The organism is Frigoribacterium sp. Leaf164, from assembly GCF_001423665.1.
GTDB lineage: Bacteria > Actinomycetota > Actinomycetes > Actinomycetales > Microbacteriaceae > Frigoribacterium > Frigoribacterium endophyticum.
In genome coordinates this window covers 325,132-340,518 of the sequence record NZ_LMOX01000003.1, presented here as the reverse complement: position 1 = coordinate 340,518, position 15,387 = coordinate 325,132, and the positions used below count along the sequence as shown (strand labels likewise).

The 15,387-nt window shown below is 74.6% G+C and carries 18 protein-coding genes; 8 read left to right on the top strand and 10 right to left on the bottom strand.

Going from position 1 to position 15,387, the window contains the following annotated elements:
- Positions 1-122: 122 nt before the first annotated feature.
- Positions 123-749 (bottom strand): O-methyltransferase, encoded by a 627-nt coding sequence (locus tag ASF82_RS09645; RefSeq protein ID WP_056056553.1) that lies wholly within the window; start codon positions 747-749, stop codon positions 123-125.
- 70 nt (positions 750-819) lie between these two features.
- Between ASF82_RS09645 and ASF82_RS09640 the strand changes: the two genes are divergently transcribed.
- Positions 820-1,224 carry a hypothetical protein gene (locus ASF82_RS09640; RefSeq protein ID WP_056056552.1) on the top strand — a complete coding sequence of 135 codons (405 nt, stop codon included), beginning with the start codon at positions 820-822 and terminating at the stop codon, positions 1,222-1,224.
- A gap of 13 nt (positions 1,225-1,237) precedes the next feature.
- Here ASF82_RS09640 and ASF82_RS09635 read toward each other — a convergent pair whose 3' ends face one another.
- Positions 1,238-2,152, bottom strand: a complete 915-nt coding sequence (locus ASF82_RS09635; RefSeq protein ID WP_056056551.1) for a LysR family transcriptional regulator — start codon at positions 2,150-2,152, stop codon at positions 1,238-1,240.
- A 280-nt stretch (positions 2,153-2,432) separates the two neighbouring features.
- Between ASF82_RS09635 and ASF82_RS16300 the strand changes: the two genes are divergently transcribed.
- A complete protein-coding gene (locus tag ASF82_RS16300; RefSeq protein WP_255354162.1) occupies positions 2,433-2,555 on the top strand; it encodes a hypothetical protein in 123 nt (40 codons plus the stop codon).
- A 154-nt stretch (positions 2,556-2,709) separates the two neighbouring features.
- Here ASF82_RS16300 and ASF82_RS09630 read toward each other — a convergent pair whose 3' ends face one another.
- The 3 genes from ASF82_RS09630 to ASF82_RS09620 are packed head-to-tail and all read right to left on the bottom strand — an operon-like array spanning position 2,710 to position 5,711.
- The gene (locus ASF82_RS09630) at positions 2,710-3,861 is read right to left on the bottom strand and encodes an Mrp/NBP35 family ATP-binding protein (protein WP_056058867.1); all 1,152 of its coding nucleotides are present in this window, start codon (positions 3,859-3,861) and stop codon (positions 2,710-2,712) included.
- Complete coding sequence (locus ASF82_RS09625; protein ID WP_056056550.1) at positions 3,854-4,405, bottom strand: DUF1003 domain-containing protein; 552 nt, start codon at positions 4,403-4,405, stop codon at positions 3,854-3,856. The genes ASF82_RS09630 and ASF82_RS09625 overlap by 8 nt, the downstream gene beginning before the upstream one ends.
- Positions 4,392-5,711 carry a magnesium transporter MgtE N-terminal domain-containing protein gene (locus tag ASF82_RS09620; protein WP_056056549.1) on the bottom strand — a complete coding sequence of 440 codons (1,320 nt, stop codon included), beginning with the start codon at positions 5,709-5,711 and terminating at the stop codon, positions 4,392-4,394. Before ASF82_RS09620 ends, ASF82_RS09625 begins: the two co-directional genes overlap by 14 nt.
- Positions 5,712-5,759: 48 nt before the next feature.
- On the opposite strand from ASF82_RS09620, the gene ASF82_RS09615 reads away from it, so the two are divergent.
- The 4 genes from ASF82_RS09615 to ASF82_RS09600 all read left to right on the top strand — a co-directional run bounded on the left by ASF82_RS09615 (position 5,760) and on the right by ASF82_RS09600 (position 8,767).
- Positions 5,760-6,257 carry a general stress protein gene (locus ASF82_RS09615; RefSeq protein ID WP_056056548.1) on the top strand — a complete coding sequence of 166 codons (498 nt, stop codon included), beginning with the start codon at positions 5,760-5,762 and terminating at the stop codon, positions 6,255-6,257.
- Positions 6,258-6,414: 157 nt separating this feature from the next.
- Positions 6,415-7,044 carry a hypothetical protein gene (locus ASF82_RS16135; protein ID WP_056056547.1) on the top strand — a complete coding sequence of 210 codons (630 nt, stop codon included), beginning with the start codon at positions 6,415-6,417 and terminating at the stop codon, positions 7,042-7,044.
- 116 nt (positions 7,045-7,160) lie between these two features.
- On the top strand, positions 7,161-7,973 hold the full coding sequence (locus ASF82_RS16130; protein ID WP_369814273.1) for a YcnI family protein: 813 nt from the start codon (positions 7,161-7,163) through the stop codon (positions 7,971-7,973).
- Positions 7,970-8,767, top strand: a complete 798-nt coding sequence (locus ASF82_RS09600) for a copper resistance CopC family protein (RefSeq protein ID WP_056056546.1) — start codon at positions 7,970-7,972, stop codon at positions 8,765-8,767. Before ASF82_RS16130 ends, ASF82_RS09600 begins: the two co-directional genes overlap by 4 nt.
- Positions 8,768-8,864: 97 nt before the next feature.
- Here ASF82_RS09600 and ASF82_RS09595 read toward each other — a convergent pair whose 3' ends face one another.
- Positions 8,865-10,352: an aminopeptidase P family protein gene (locus ASF82_RS09595; RefSeq protein ID WP_056058861.1), complete on the bottom strand. Its 1,488-nt coding sequence runs from the start codon at positions 10,350-10,352 to the stop codon at positions 8,865-8,867.
- Between the two features lie 41 nt (positions 10,353-10,393).
- Positions 10,394-11,422: an endonuclease/exonuclease/phosphatase family protein gene (locus ASF82_RS09590; RefSeq protein ID WP_235491249.1), complete on the bottom strand. Its 1,029-nt coding sequence runs from the start codon at positions 11,420-11,422 to the stop codon at positions 10,394-10,396.
- Between the two features lie 68 nt (positions 11,423-11,490).
- Here ASF82_RS09590 and ASF82_RS09585 point away from each other — a divergent pair, with 68 nt between their 5' ends.
- On the top strand, positions 11,491-12,345 hold the full coding sequence (locus ASF82_RS09585) for a PHP domain-containing protein (protein WP_056058858.1): 855 nt from the start codon (positions 11,491-11,493) through the stop codon (positions 12,343-12,345).
- Between the two features lie 85 nt (positions 12,346-12,430).
- Here the strand turns inward: ASF82_RS09585 and ASF82_RS09580 are convergent, their stop codons facing one another.
- Positions 12,431-13,924: a DEAD/DEAH box helicase gene (locus ASF82_RS09580; protein ID WP_056056544.1), complete on the bottom strand. Its 1,494-nt coding sequence runs from the start codon at positions 13,922-13,924 to the stop codon at positions 12,431-12,433.
- Positions 13,925-14,008: 84 nt separating this feature from the next.
- Here ASF82_RS09580 and ASF82_RS09575 point away from each other — a divergent pair, with 84 nt between their 5' ends.
- Positions 14,009-14,728, top strand: coding sequence for a ferritin-like fold-containing protein (locus tag ASF82_RS09575; RefSeq protein WP_082514527.1), 720 nt, complete (start codon positions 14,009-14,011; stop codon positions 14,726-14,728).
- Between the two features lie 58 nt (positions 14,729-14,786).
- On the opposite strand, the gene ASF82_RS09570 is transcribed toward ASF82_RS09575, so the two are convergent.
- Positions 14,787-15,080 (bottom strand): hypothetical protein, encoded by a 294-nt coding sequence (locus ASF82_RS09570; RefSeq protein ID WP_056056542.1) that lies wholly within the window; start codon positions 15,078-15,080, stop codon positions 14,787-14,789.
- A gap of 4 nt (positions 15,081-15,084) precedes the next feature.
- On the bottom strand, positions 15,085-15,309 hold the full coding sequence (locus ASF82_RS09565) for a DUF3107 domain-containing protein (RefSeq protein WP_056056541.1): 225 nt from the start codon (positions 15,307-15,309) through the stop codon (positions 15,085-15,087).
- Positions 15,310-15,387: the final 78 nt, after the last annotated feature.

Below are 15,387 nucleotides of genomic sequence, written 5' to 3'. Positions count from 1 at the left end.
GGGCCCGGCAGCCCTCCCGCCCCTGACCCGGCTCCCGGCGATCGGGCGACGCGCAGGGTGAAGCCGTCGGCGGTGCCGCCGACCCCGGGGAGGCGCGGGCCGGGTCGACGACGCGGGTCGCGTCAGCGCTTGACGAGCTGCAGCAGGCCGTCGCCCGCGGTCGACAGCGAGCTGATCACCGCGGGGGAGGTGGAGACCTCGGTGAGCAGCGTGCGGAAGCCCGTGGTCACGGGGTCGCGCCGTGCCGGGTTCGCCACGGCGCCGTGCCAGAGCGCGTGCGCCACGAGCACGAGGCCGCCGGGCCGGGCGAGCCGGAGGCCGTGCTCGACGTTCTCGATGACGGCCGCGGGGTCGGCGTCGACGAAGACGATGTCGTACGAGTTCTCGTTCATCCGGGGCAGCACGTCGGCCGTCCGCCCCGTGATCAGGCGGAACCGCGCCGCGGGCACGCCGGCGGAGAGGTAGGCGTCGCGGGCGGCCTGCTGGTGGTCGACCTCGCGGTCGATGGACGTCAGGGTCGCGCGCGGGGCGCCCTCGAGCAGCCAGAGGCCGCTGACGCCGACGCCGGTGCCGATCTCGATGATGCTCGTCGCCGACGAGCTCGCGGCGGCGACGGCGAGCTGCGCGCCGACGGCGGGGGAGACGGGCTCGACCCCGAGCTCGAGGGAGTGCTGTCGTGCGGCGGCGACGGGGTCGCTCTCGGAGACGAGCTCCTCCGCGAACTTCCAGCTCGACTCGATCTGCGACACACCGCCTCCTTCGACTGACGAGTCTAGGGGCTGGCCCTCGGGGCGATGACGTTATCGTGCATGCATGTCCATGTTCGGTCTGACCTTCGACAAGCTCCTCGTCATCGGGGTGCTCGCGGTCTTCCTGCTGGGCCCGGAGCGGCTGCCGCACTACGCCTCCAAGCTCGCCCAGCTCGTCCGCACGGTCCGCACCATGGCCGACGGCGCGAAGGACCGCATGCGCAGCGAGATGGGCCCCGAGTTCGACGACGTCGAGTGGCAGAAGCTCGACCCGCGCCAGTACGACCCGCGCCGCATCATCCGCGACGCCCTGCTCGACCCGCCGGCGGGCGGGAGCTCGACCAAGCCCGTCTCGGCGGCCATGGCCGGCGCGACCGCGGCGGCGGTGTCGGTGGGCCTGCCCGGCGGCACCCGGGCCCCGGTGGTGCCGCTCGCCGTCGGCGAGGCGCCGCCGTACGACTCCGAGGCCACCTAGGCCCCGGGTGTCGCTAGACGCCGCCGTGCAGCGCCGCGACCCGTGACGCCTCCGCGCGCAGGGCGTCCACGACCCGACGGACGGACGGGCGCTCGGCGCGGTCCCGGCGCATCAGCACCGAGACGTAGCGGACGGCGCGGATGCTCTCCAGGGGCAGCAGGACCATGTCGTCCCGCGCCTCCTTCGCGGTGAACCGGGGCAGGACGGCGATGCCGAGGCCCGCGCCGACCAGGGCCTCGGTCACCTTCGTGTCGCTGAAGCGCTGCGTGACGCGGACGGGGCTGCCCGTGACGCGCTCGATCTCGCGGTAGACCCACTCGAACGGGAAGTCGGTGGGCACGCCGATCCAGGCCTCGCCCTCGAGGTCGCCGGGCGAGAGGGAGGCGCGCTGCGCGAGCCGGTGGTCGGCCGGCAGCGCGATGTCGAGGGGCTCGGTGAGCAGCGGCACCGTCACGAGGCCGCGGCCGCGCCAGGCGCGCCCGTCGGGGGAGTGCGCGACGACGACGTCGTGGTCGGCCGCGAGGTCGGCGAACTCGAGGATGGACGGGTCGTGGTCGGTGGCCACCACGACGAGGCCGGGGGTCTCGGCGACGGTGCGGAGCAGGCCGGGCAGCAGCATCTGGCCCCCCGTGGGGAAGGTCGCGAGGGTGACCTCGCCCTGGGGGGTCGCGACGAAGTCGGTCCAGACCGCCTGGGCCCGCTCGAGGGCGACGGCGACGTCGGTGGCCGTCTGCGCCAGCACCCGGCCGGAGCCGGTCAGCACGACGCCGCGGCCCACCCGCTCGGTCAGGGCGACGCCCGCCTCCTTCTCGAGCACCTTGAGCTGCTGCGAGACGGCCGAGGGGGTGCGGTGGGTCGCCTTGGCGACGGCGGCGATGCTGCCGCGCTCGGCGAGCTCGCGGAGCAGTTCGAGGCGCTTGACGTCCATGTAGCTAGACTACGCTGTTCCGGTAGCAAAGAGTGATTGTGCTTAGGCATCTCCGGGCGCATCATAGAAGAGTCCGGAGCGACCCCATGCGCTCCCCACTCGGTCGACCTGGTCCCGAGTGCCGGCATCGACGCAGGTGGGCCACCCGCTCCCGAGCCGCGCAAGAACGGTCCGGGCCCGTGGGTGTCCAGCCTGCGTCAGCACCCGACGACGGCCCTGCCGTCGTCGGCCCGCACCTCCCCAGAACCGCGCGACGAACCGCGCCGAGAAAGAAGTAGTCATGTTCATCGGAATCATCGTCCTCGCCGCCGCCGCCCTCGTCGGCATCGTCGGGTCGGTCGTCTCGGTCGCCCGCGACGGCTTCCGCGCCATCCCCACCAAGACGTACCAGCGCTGGTCCTAGCCCGCGCCGGGCGCCGACGCGCCGCCCCGAGGGGCGCGTCGACACCCACCGCCCTGCAGGGGCGTCCCGCACGAGCGGGGCGCCCCTGTCGTGCGTCCGGGCCCGGTCAGCTGACGCCGGCCAGGCTCCGTGAGCGCACGCCGTCCGGGCGTCGTCAGCTGACGCTGAGGCCGAGCTTGCGGCCCGCGAGCCCCCGGCCGCGCACGGCCAGCTGAGCCGCCAGGGCGTCGACGGCCCGTGCCGCGGGGTCACCGGGGCTCGACAGCACCACCGGCCGTCCGTCGTCGCCGCCCTGCCGCAGCTCGAGGCTGAGGGGCACGCTGACGAGCAGCGGCACCTCGGCCTCCTGACCGGCCGACAGGCGCCGGGCCGTCTCCGCGCCGCCGCCCGAGCCGAAGAGCTCGAGCACCGATCCGTCGGGCTGGGGCAGGCCCGCCATGTTCTCGACGACCCCGAGGAGGCGCTGGCCGGTCTGCCGGGCCACGAGGCCGCTGCGCTCGGCGACGTCGGCCGCCGCGGGCTGCGGCGTCGTCACGACGAGCACCTCGGCGTGCGGCAGCAGCTGGCCGACCGAGATGGCGACGTCGCCGGTGCCCGGCGGGAGGTCGAGCAGCAGGACGTCGAGGTCGCCGAAGAAGACGTCGGTGAGGAACTGCTGGATGGTGCGGTGCAGCATCGGCCCGCGCCAGGCGACGGCCGTCGAGGTGTCGTCGACGAACATGCCGATCGAGATCACCTTCACCCCGTGGGCCACGGGAGGCAGGATCATGTCGTCGACGCGCGTGGGCTTCACGGAGGCGCCGTCCGCGTCGACGAGGCCGAGCAGGCCCGGGATGCTGAAGCCGTAGACGTCGGCGTCGACGATGCCGACCGCCAGGCCGCGCGCGGCGAGGGCGACGGCGAGGTTGGCGGTCAGGGTCGACTTGCCGACGCCGCCCTTGCCGCTCGTGACGGCGTAGACGCGCGTGAGGGTCTCGGGGCCGAACTGCATGCCCCTCGCGGCGCGGCCCGCCCGGAGCTTCTCGGTGAGGGCGTGGCGCTCGGTCGCGGTCATCACCGTCACGTCGACCGTCACCGCGGTGACGCCCTCGACGGAGGCGGTCGCCTCGCGGACGTCGCGCTCGATGGTGTCGGCGGCCGGGCAGCCCACGATCGTGAGCTTCACGGAGACCGTCGCCGCGCCTCCCTCGTCGACCACGACGTCGCCGATCATGTCGAGCTCCGTCACGGGGCGACGGATCTCGGGGTCGAGCACCCGGCCGAGCGCGCCGTGCACGCGCTCGACGAGGCCGGCGGCGTCAGCCACGGGCGTCGGCCGCGTGGTCGCCGGCACGGTCGACCGCGTGCTCGTCGGCGTCGCGACGGTCGAGCTCCTCGAGCAGCGAGCGCAGCTCGGCGCGGATGAAGTCCTTGCTGGCCATGTCGCGGATCGCGATGCGGAGCGCGACCACCTCGCGGGCGAGGTACTCGGTGTCGGCGAGGTTGCGCTCGGCCCGCTGGCGGTCCTGCTCGAACTGCACGCGGTCGCGGTCGTCCTGCCGGTTCTGCGCGAGCAGGATGAGCGGCGCCGCGTACGAGGCCTGCAGCGACAGGATGAGGGTGAGCGCCGTGAAGCCGATCGCGGCGCTGTCGAAGCGCCAGCTCTCGGGGGCCAGCACGTTGTAGCCCATCCACGCCACGCAGAAGAGCGTGAGCGCGATCAGGAACTGCGGCGTGCCCATCGCGCGGGCGATCGCCTCGGTGGCGCGGCCGAACCGGTCGCGGCTGACGCGCTGGCGACCGGGCAGCACCCGGGTGCGGAGGCCCTTGGGGGAGTCGAGGCGGACCGTGCTGCGGTTATCGCGTGCCACCGGGTGTCCTCCTCGTGGTCGTGGTCAGCGGTGCTCGTCGGGCGCGGGGGCGCGACCTGCCCAGGGGCTGGTCGGGATCCTGGCTGCGCCAGTCGTCGGGCAGCACGTGGTCGAGGACGTCGTCGATGGTCACCACCCCGACCAGACGGTGGGCGGCGTCGACGACGGGCACGGAGACGAGGTTGTACGTCGCCATGACGCGCGTCACCTCGAGGGCGGTCGCGTCGACCCTGACCGGCTCGAGCTGCTGGTCGAGCAGCGTGCCGAGCCGTTCGTTCGGCGGGTAGCGGAGCATGCGCTGGAAGTGCACCATGCCGAGGAACCTGCCGGTGGGCGGCTCGTAGGGCGGCAGGGTGACGCAGACCGCCGCGCCGAGCGCGGGGGCGAGCTCGTGGCGGCGGATGAGGGCGAGCCCCTCGGCCACCGTCGCGTCGGCGGAGACGATCACCGGCTCGGTGGTCATCAGACCGCCGGCCGTGTCGGCGTCGTAGCTCAGCAGCATGCGGACGTCGTCGGCCTCGTCGGGCTCCATCAGCCCGAGCAGGTGCTCCTTGCGCTGCTCGCCGAGCTGCGACATGAGGTCGGCGGCGTCGTCGGGCTGCATGTGGTCGAGCACGCCGGCCGCGCGCTGGTCGTCGAGCTGCGCGAAGATCTCGACCTGCTCGTTCTCGGGCAGCTCCTCCAGTACGTCGGCCAGACGGTCGTCGGAGAGCTCGGAGGCCACTTCGAGGCGCCGCTCGGCCGTGAGGTCGAGCAGGGTGTTCGCGAGGTCGGCGGGCAGCAGGTCGGAGTACGCGGCGATGAGGTGCTCGGCGCTCTGGGCCTCGCCGGTCTCGGCGTCCTCCGACACCTCGTCCCACGCGGCGAAGACGGTGGGGCCCTTGCCGAAGGGCGACGGCGTCGCCTTGGGCTTGCGGAGGAAGAGCTGGCCGATCTCCCAGTCGCCCTCGGAGACCTCGTCGATCGCGACGTCCTCGACGGTGGCGTGGCCGCCGTCGCGGAGCAGCGTGACCTTGCGGCCGAGCATCTCGGCGATGACGCGCGTCTCGCCGCCGCGCTGCTCGAACCGGCGCAGCGTGATCACGCCGTTCGTGATGATCTGGCCCGACCCGATGCTCGTCACCCGGCCGATGCTGACGAAGACGCGCCGCTTGCCGGGCACCTCGACGATCAGGCCGACGACGCGGGGCGCGCCCGAGCCGCGGTAGACGACGAGCACGTCGCGGACCTTGCCCACCTTGTCGCCGGCGGGGTCGAAGACGGAGCACCCGGCGAGACGGGCGACGAAGACTCTGGTGGCGCTCACCCGTCCACGTTAGCCGCTAGCCGGTCGGGCCCGTGATGTAATCCAGGCATGACGAACCAGAGCCCCCTGGCCCGCCGCTCGGCCGGTCCGCCGACCGTCCCCCGGGGCGACGTGCTCGGCACCTACGACAGCTACCCCGAGGCCCAGGCGGTCGTCGAGAAGCTGTCGCACGCCGAGTTCCCGATCAAGCAGCTCGCGATCATCGGCAACGAGCTCACGACCGTCGAGCGGGTGACGGGTCGCATGAGCTACGGCCGCGCGGCGCTCGCCGGCGCGGTGACCGGGCTCTGGCTCGGGGTGTTCTTCGGCCTCGTGATGCTGCTCTTCTCGCCCGAGACGGCGACCGTGACCACCGTCGTGGCCGCCGCCCTGATCGGCGCCGGCTTCGGCATGCTCTACGGCCTCGCCAGCTTCGCGGTGAGCCGTCGGCGCCGCGACTTCACCTCCACCCACCAGGTGCTCGCCCGCAGCTACCAGATCGTCGTCGACCCGGGCGTCAGCCACCGCGCCCGCGAGATCCTCTCCCGGCCCGACGCCGGGCGCTGAGGCGGGCCGGGCCTCCGGCCTCCCGCCCCCGGCGCCGGCATCCTCCTCCGGCCTCCCGCGGCTCCGCTCCCGGCGGGGCTCTGTATCCTTGACCCTGCGCCGCGCGGGCACCCGCCCCGGCGCGCCTCTGCACGCCCCCCCCGAGCGAGAGACCGACGTGACGACGACCCGATGGACGCGGTTCCTCCGCGGCTGGCTCACCGCCGGCTTCTCCGTCGTGGTCGCCGCCTTCTCGCACGTCGCCGGCGGCGGCGAACGACCCGGGCTGCTCGGCGTCGTGCTCGCGCTGGCCTTCAGCGTGCCCCTCTGCGTCGCGCTGGCCCGCGGGCGGGTGTCGACCACGCGCCTCCTGCCGGCCGTCGCCCTCAGCCAGCTCGCCTTCCACCTGCTCTTCACCGTCGGCGCCCCGGCGGCGGGCCAGGGGCCGACGGCCTCCGGGGGCCACCACGGCCCGCTCGTGCTCACGGCCGCCGTCGACGGCGCCTCCCGCGTCGCGACGTCGGCCGGCGCCGACCACGTCATGGCGATGTCGTCGTCGACGATGTGGCTCGCGCACGGCCTCGCCGCCCTCCTCACCGTCCTCGGCCTCCGCCACGGGGCCCGGTGCGCGGACCGCCTCGTGCGCCTCGCCGCGCGTCGTCTCACCGTCGTGAGGCTCCTGCTCGCGGGCACGGCCTCCGTGCCGGAGTCGCGGGTCGTGCCGGTCACGGAGGTCGCCACCCGGCGCCCCGCGCCCCTGGTCTTCCTCACCGCGCGTCCCCGCCGCGGTCCGCCCGTCGTCGCCTGAGCCCGCGCTCCCTCGACGCCCGTCGACGGAGCCGCACGACGCCCCCGCTCCCGGCGGGGCCCCTCGTGCACCTCGACGACCCGGTCGCGCACCGCGCACCGAGACAGGACACCCTCGTGACCCACCGCACCACCACCCGCACCTCGTCCCGCACCGCCCGCACCTCGCGCCGCGGCGCCGTCGCCGCCCGCGGAGCCGCCGCGCTCGGAGCGGCCGCGCTGCTGGCCCTCGCCGCCCCGCTGTCGGCCTCCGCCCACGTCCGCGTCGACCCCGGCCAGGCCGACGCCGGCTCGTACGCCACGCTCACCTTCAAGGTGCCGAACGAGTCGGCGACGGCCGGCACCGTCCAGCTCGTGGTCGACCTCCCGACCGACACCCCGTTCACCTCGGTCTCGTACGAGCCCCTGCCCGGCTGGACGACCGAGGTCACCACGTCGACGCTGCCCTCGCCGGTGGAGGTAGGCGACGCGACCGTCACCGAGGCGCCCACCTCGGTGACCTGGACGGCCGACCCCGGCGTCCAGGTCGCGCCCGGCCAGTTCGAGCGCTTCGTGATCTCGGCGGGCGCGGTGCCCGACACCGGCTCGGTGCTGCTGCCGGCGCACCAGCACTACTCCGACGGCACGGTCGTCGACTGGGCCGACGAGACGCCCGCGTCGGGCGAGGAGCCGGAGCACCCCGCCCCCGTCCTGTACGTGAACGACGCGCCGCCCGCCGACGCACACGGCTCGTCGCACGACGCGGGCGCCGACACGGCGTCCGACGAGGCGGCCGTGACCACGACGTCGTCCTCGGACGACAGCGGCACCGTCGCGCTGGCGCTCGGCATCGGAGGGCTCGCCCTCGGGGCGGTCGCCCTGGTGCTGAGCGTGGTCGCGCTCACGCGTCGTCCGCGCACCTCGGCCGAGGGCACGGTGACCGGACGATGACCCGGGCCACCGCGCCGACCGCGCCCCGCGCCTCCTCGAGGCTCGTCCGCCGTGGTGCGCTCGTGGCCGCCGCCGGCGCGGTGGCCGCGCTCGCCCTGGCCCCCGCCGCGGCGCAGGCGCACGACTACGTCCTGACCAGCGACCCCGCCGCCGGGTCGACCCTGACGACGTCGATCGACACGGCGTCGATCACGTTCAGCGACGTCGTGCTCGACCTCTCGGGCACGGGCTCGTCGAACGTCCTGGAGGTGACCGACGCCTCCGGCCTGCACTACGAGGACGGCTGCTCGACGACGGCGGGCCCCGTCCTCTCGACCGGGGTCGCCCTCGGCGGGGCGGGCGACTACACGCTGACCTACCAGGCCGTGTCGGCGGACGGCCACACGGTCTCCGACACGGTGCCGTTCCGCTACGAGCCGGCCGCCGGGTCGACGGCCGCGCCGGGGGCCGCCGAGCGGCCCGTCTGCGACGCGTCGGGAGGCGCGGGGGAGGCGACCGGAGCGACCGACGCTCCCGAGGCGGCCGGCACCCCGACCGCGGAGCAGACCACGACGGCCGGCGAGCCCGACTCCGGCGCGTCGGCGTCGGCCGTCGACGGGGGCAGCTCCGACGGTGCCGCCGCCGACGACGACCCGGCGAACCTCGGCGTCGTCATCGGCATCGCCGTGGGCATCGTCGTGCTGGCGCTCGTCGCCGTCGCGGTCGTGCTGGTCACCGCGCGCCGACGACCGGCCGGAGGCGCGGCGACGGGCACCGGCACCGCCCACGACGGCGACGGGGACGGCGAGGAGTAGCCTCCGCCGCGCCCCGACGCACGACGGCCCCGGTCCCTCTCGGGGCCGGGGCCGTCGTGCTCCGACCCGCGGGGCGGGGCGGAGCGTCAGGGCGTCGTCAGCTGCGCGCGACCCAGGCCTCGACCTCGGCGACCGTGCGCGGGATGCCGACCGAGAGGTTCTCGGCGCCGTCGGCCGTGACCACGATGTCGTCCTCGATGCGCACGCCGACGCCGCGGAACTCCGCCGGGACGGTCAGGTCGTCGGACTGGAAGTACAGCCCGGGCTCGATCGTGAAGACCATGCCGGGCTCCAGCACGCCGTCGAGGTAGAGCTCCCGGCGGGCGGCGGCGCAGTCGTGCACGTCGATGCCGAGGTGGTGGCTCGTGCCGTGCACCATGTAGCGACGGTGGTGCTGGGCGTCGGGCTGCAGCGCCTCCTCGGCGGTGACGGGCAGGAAGCCCCACTCCGCCGTCCGCTCGGCGATGACCCGCATCGCGGCCTGGTGGATCTCGCGGAACCGGATGCCGGGGCGGACGATCGCGAACGCCGCGTCGGCGGCCTCGAGCACGGCCTCGTAGACCAGGCGCTGCACGTCGGTGAAGCGGCCGCTGACCGGGAGCGTGCGGGTGATGTCGGCCGTGTAGAGGCTCTCGAGCTCGATGCCGGCGTCGATCAGGATGAGGTCGCCGGGGCGCACGACGCCGTCGTTGCGCGTCCAGTGCAGCACGCACGCGTGCTCGCCGGAGGCGGCGATCGTGTCGTAGCCGACCGTGTTGCCGTCGGCGCGGGCCCGGCGGTTGAAGGTGCCCTCGACCAGGCGCTCGCCGCGCGGGTGCGCGACGATCTCGTCGAGGTCGGCGATCACGTCGGTGAACCCGGCGCCGGTCACGGCGACGGCCCGGCGCATCTGGGCGATCTCCCACTCGTCCTTGACGAGCCGCAGCTCGCTGAGGTCGCGGGCGAGGTCGTCGGTGCGCTCGACGCGCTCGGCCAGCTCGGAGGCGGGGGCCTCGAGGTCGGCCTCGTCGCGGACGGCGTCGACGCGGCGGGTGAGGTCAGGGTCGGCCTCGCGCACGAGCAGCGTGTCGGCGTCGACCTGCCCGACGACGGCTTCGAAGTCGGCCAGGTCGCGGGTGGCGAGGCCGAGGTCGGCCCCGACCTGGGCGAGGGTCGGGCGCGGGCCGATCCAGAACTCGCCGATCTCCGGGTTCGCGTAGAACTCGTCGGAGTCGCGGCCAGCGCTGGCCCGGAAGTACAGGGTCGCGTCGTGGCCGTCGCCGGCGGGCTCGAGCACGAGCACCGAGCCGGGGACGGTGTCGGCGCCCCAGCCGGTCAGGTGCGAGAACCCCGAGTGGGCGCGGAAGGGGTAGTCGCAGTCGTTCGACCGGACCTTCGCCTGCCCGGCCGGCACGACGAGCCGCTGCCCGCGGTGCAGGGTGGAGAGCCGGGCCCGGCGGGCGGCGGCCCACGGCGCCTCCTCGCGGGGCTCGGGGAGGACCTCGGGGTGCTCGGCCCACTGCGACGAGATGTAGTCGCGGAAGAGGTCCGACCCGGGGGTGGTGGATCGGTTGGTGGTCGCGCGGGGCGCCGTGTCGTCAGCCATGCCCGCCATTCTCCCCGATCGGGCCCGGCGCCGTCAGCCCCTCAGGCGCCCGTCGAGCTCAGCTGCGCGACGACCGGGCGGTGGTCGCTGCCGGCGTCGTCGAGGTCGGTGACGACCTTGAAGCCGGTGGTGTACCACTGGCGCGTGGCCATGACGTGGTCGATCGGGGTGCCCAGCAGGGGAGCCACGTCGGCGGGCCAGGTGCCCAGGCCGCCGTTCGCGGTCGAGACCGCGGCGTCGCGGCACCGCCCCAGGGCGCCGCCGGCCCGGCCGAGGCCCGCCATGTGGTCGACCGTCGCGTTGAAGTCGCCCGCCATGATGACGTCGCCGGTGCGGCAGGCGTCGGCGAGGGCGGTGAGGCCGTCGCGCCAGGCCGGCACGTCGTCGCGCGTCGGTGCCTGCGGGTGCGCGGCCACGATCGTCGGGCCGGTGCCCGACACGGGGGTCGCGACGACGGACGGCATCAGGGGAGTCGTCTCGACGGCGACGCCCGCCTCGTCGACGGCGACCGCGTACTGCCCGAGGGCGGTCGAGATGAGCAGCGACGTGGGCTTCGAGCTCGCCACGTCGTCGTAGGCGACGGTCAGCACGCTCATGGGCAGGCCCGCCGCCTCCATGGCCGCGGCCACGGCGGCCGCGGTCTCGGCGTCGGTCTCGGGCAGGCTGACGACCTCGGCGCCCTCCTCGACCGCCAGGGCGGCGATCCGGTCGGCGCCCGGGGCCCCGCCCAGGGTGTTCCAGGCGAGCACGGTGACGTCGGTCGGCTGCGCCTCGACGAAGTCGTCGCGGCCGAGGCCCCGGGCACCGACGAAGCCGGCGGAGACGGCCCCGAAGACCAGCAGCAGCACCGCGACGGACGAGGCGAGCGAGCGCACCGGGCGGGCCACCAGGGCCACGACGAAGAGCACGACGGCGGCGCCGGCGGCCACGACCGCGGCGGCGCCGCGGAAGGACACGAGCTGCGCGGTCGGCCAGGTGCGCTGCAGGTCGAGCACCTGGGGCCAGAGCACGAGGAGCAGCGCGGCGGCGACCGCGAGGACGAGGAGGAGGGCGACGAGACGACGGATCATGGCCCTGCCGAGCATAGGTGACGGGGCCCTCCACGGCGACGCTCGGGGGCGACGCCTACGATGGGAGGATGCCCTCCCGCCCGATCGACCTGCACACCCACAGCAGCGTCTCCGACGGCACCGAGACCCCGGCCGAGCTCGTGGCGGCCGCCGTGCGGGCCGGGCTCGGCACCGTGGCCCTCACCGACCACGACTCCACGGCCGGCTGGTCGGAGGCGACCCGGGCCGTCGCGGGCACCGGCCTCACGCTCGTCCCCGGCATGGAGCTCAGCACCCGCCTGGGCCTCGACAGCGTGCACATGCTCGCCTACCTCTTCGACCCGACCGACCCGGCCCTGGTGGCCGAGACGGCGAGGCTCCGCGACAGCCGCCTCCACCGGGCCGAGCGCATCGTCGAGCGCATCGCCGCCGACTACGACATCTCGTGGGGCGACGTGCTCGCCCAGTCGACGAGCGGCGCGACGCTCGGCCGGCCCCACATCGCGGACGCCCTCGTGGCGAAGGGGTTCGCCCCCGACCGCAGCGCGGCCTTCGCCGGGATCCTGCACTGGCGCTCGGGCTACTACGAGCCGCACGAGGCGCCGAGCCCCCTGCTCGGCGTGCGCCTCGTCCGCGAGGCCGGGGGAGTGCCCGTCATCGCGCACCCCGCCACCCGCGGCCGCGGCACGAACATCCCCGAGAGGGCGTTCGACGAGCTCGTCGAGGCCGGGCTGATGGGCGTCGAGATCGCGCACCGCGAGAACACCGACGCGGGGGCCGAGCGCCTCCGCGCCCTGGCCCGCCGGCACGACCTCATCGTCACCGGTTCCAGCGACTACCACGGCGAGGGCAAGCCCAACCGGCTCGGCGAGAACAGCACGGCGCCCGAGCAGCTGGAGCGGATCGTCGAGGCGGCCACCGGCTGGGCGCCCGTCCGGGGCTGACCCGACCCGCGACTCCCGCACTCCCCCCCGGGTGCACCGAGAGCCCCCGTCGATCTCGACGGGGCTCTCGGCGATGTGCGGAGCGTTACTGCGCGGCGGGCGCCGAGCCGTCGCCCGCGGGGCGACGACGACGAGCGCGGCTGCGACGACGAGGGGCGTCGCCCTCGGCCGTCGTGGAGGCCGAGCCGCCGTCGACGGGAGCCTGCTCGCGGGGGGCCTCGGTGCGGGCCTGGCCGTCACGGGCCTGGCCGCCCCGGCCGCCGGAGCGCCCCTGGCCGTCACGGCCCTGGCCGTCGGAGGCGCGGGTCGAGTCGCCGCCGCGACCGCGGGAGCGCGACGCCCCGGCGGCACGCTCGCGGGGAGCGGTGGAGCCGCCGTCGACGGCCGCCTTCGGGGCGGACGCGAGCCGGCCCTTGGTGCCGGCCGGGATGTCGAGGTCGGTGAACAGGTGCGGGCTCGACGAGTACGTCTCGACCGGCTCGGGCTGGCCCATGTCGAGCGCACGGTTGATGAGCGCCCACTTGTGCATGTCGGCCCAGTCGACGAAGGTCACCGCGATGCCGGTCTTGCCCGCGCGACCGGTGCGGCCGGCGCGGTGCAGGTAGGTGTCGTGGTCATCGGGCACGGTGTGGTTGATGACGTGCGTGACGTCGTTGACGTCGATGCCGCGGGCGGCGACGTCGGTGGCGATCAGGATGTCCTTCTTGCCGGCCTTGAACGCGGCCATGGCGCGCTCGCGCTGCTCCTGGTTGAGGTCGCCGTGCACGGCGGCGGCGTTGAAGCCACGGTCGGTGAGCTCCTCGACGAGCTTGGCGGCGGCGCGCTTCGTGCGCGTGAAGACGACGGTCTTGCCGCGGCCCTCGGCCTGGAGGATGCGGGCGATGACCTCGTCCTTGTCGAGCGAGTGCGCCCGGTAGACGACGTGCTTGATGTTCGCCTGCGTCAGCCCCTCGTCGGGGTCGGTCGCCCGGATGTGGATCGGCTTCGTCATGAAGCGACGGGCGAGCGCCACGATCGGCCCGGGCATCGTCGCCGAGAACAGCATCGTGTGGCGCGTCGCCGGGACCTGCTGGAAGATCTTCTCGATGTCGCTGAGGAACCCGAGGTCGAGCATCTTGTCGGCCTCGTCGAGGACGACCTCCTGCACGTTCTTCAGGTCGAGGAGGCGCTGGCCGGCCAGGTCGAGGAGGCGCCCGGGGGTGCCCACCACGATCTGCGCGCCGGCCTTGAGCTGCTCGACCTGGCCCTCGTAGGCCTTGCCGCCGTAGATGCTCACGACCTTGGTGGCGCGGTTGGCGGTGGCGACCTCGAGGTCGTCGGCCACCTGGACGCACAGCTCACGGGTCGGGACGACCACGAGGACCTTGACGCCGGGGGCCGGGTCGAGCCCGATGCGCTGGATGATGGGGAGGCCGAAGCCGAAGGTCTTGCCGGTGCCGGTCTTGGCCTGGCCGATGATGTCCTGGCCGCTGAGGGCGAGGGGGATCGTCTGGGTCTGGATGGGGAAAGGTTCGAGGATCCCCTTCGACGCCAGAGCGTCGACCATGTCGGGGTCGATCGCGAGGTCTGTGAATGTCAAAGTGTTGCCCTGTCTCATATAGGGGGATGCGAGGAGTTTAGCCGGTCGGGGCGAGCGCCCCTCCGGACCCCGTAAGATGACGGCGTGGTGTCATGGATGGGCCGTAGGTCACAGCGCGGCGTCCCGACCCTCCAGTGGCCGCGACCCGCGTCGCGTCCGGTCGCCGTCAACCGGGTCGAGCTCGGTGACTTCACGCCCGACCTCGCCGTCTACCTGGGGCAGGCCGCGTACCTCCAGCTGGCGCTCTTCGAGTCGCTGGCCCGAGCCTCCGCCGTCGCCCCGAGCGTCCGCGCCCGGGAGGTCACCGGCCACGTCGCCGGCAGCACCCTCGACCGTCACCGCGGGCTCGTGGCCGAGATCCGTCGTCGCGGCGACGACCCGACCGAGCTGATGGAGCCGCACGTCGCGGCCGTCGACGACTTCGGCCGACGCATCGAGGGCACCGACTGGTCGGAGGCCGTGCTCGGCGCGTACGTCGGAGCCGGCCTGCTCAACGACGTCTTCGTCCGGCTCGCGGCAGGGCTCGACGGCGACCCCCGCGACCGCATCGTCCGCGTGCTGGAGGCCGGCGACGACCAGGCCGTCATCGTCGAGGAGCTCTCCCGGGCGATCGGCGACGACCCTGCCCTGGCCTCGCGGCTGGCGCTCTGGGGCCGACGGCTGGTCGGCGACACCCTGCTCGTGGCCCGCGCCGCGATCGACGCCGCGCACGTCTCGGCCGACGACGAGCGCCTTGAGCCGGTCTTCACCGAGCTCATCGCCGCGCACACGCGCCGGATGGACGCGCTCGGCCTCACGGCCTGACCGTCTCCCGCCCAGCGGAGCCCGTGGGCTGCGGACGGTCGCGACCGGCGCACACCGGTCAGGCGCCCGCGACCACCCGCTCGTAGAGCTCGGAGTCGGCTCGGCGCCGCCGGGCGACGAGGCCCCGGGCGACGAGCACCCCGGCGACCGCCGGGAGGGCGAGCGAGACGACCCAGATCCAGCCGCCGTCCGCCCGCCAGCCCAGCTGCAGGAGGAGCTCCCACGCCACGGCGGCGACGACCGTCGCGACGCCGGGCACGAGCAGCACGCCGCGCGTGTCGCGCGCGGGCAGGGCGGCGTGCAGCACGAAGCCGATCAGGGCGCCGCCGAGGCAGACGAAGAGGAGCTCCACGGGGTCAGCCGACGAAGCCGACCCGACGGCTCTCCTCCGAGCCGACCTCGACGTACGCGAGCGACGCGGTCGGGACGAGGTAGGTCTTGCCCTTCGAGTCGGAGAGGGTGACGTACGACTTGCCGCCGTCGAGGGCCTGGGCGACCACGGCCTCGACGTCGGAGGCGCTCTGCGACGTCTCGAAGCTGATCTCACGGGGGCTGTTGGCGATGCCGATTCTGATGTCCACGACGTCACGATATCCGACGGCGCCGGGTCGGGCGTGCCCGTTCACTGTGGGCGCAAGCAGCCCGGCCGACGCGCTCCG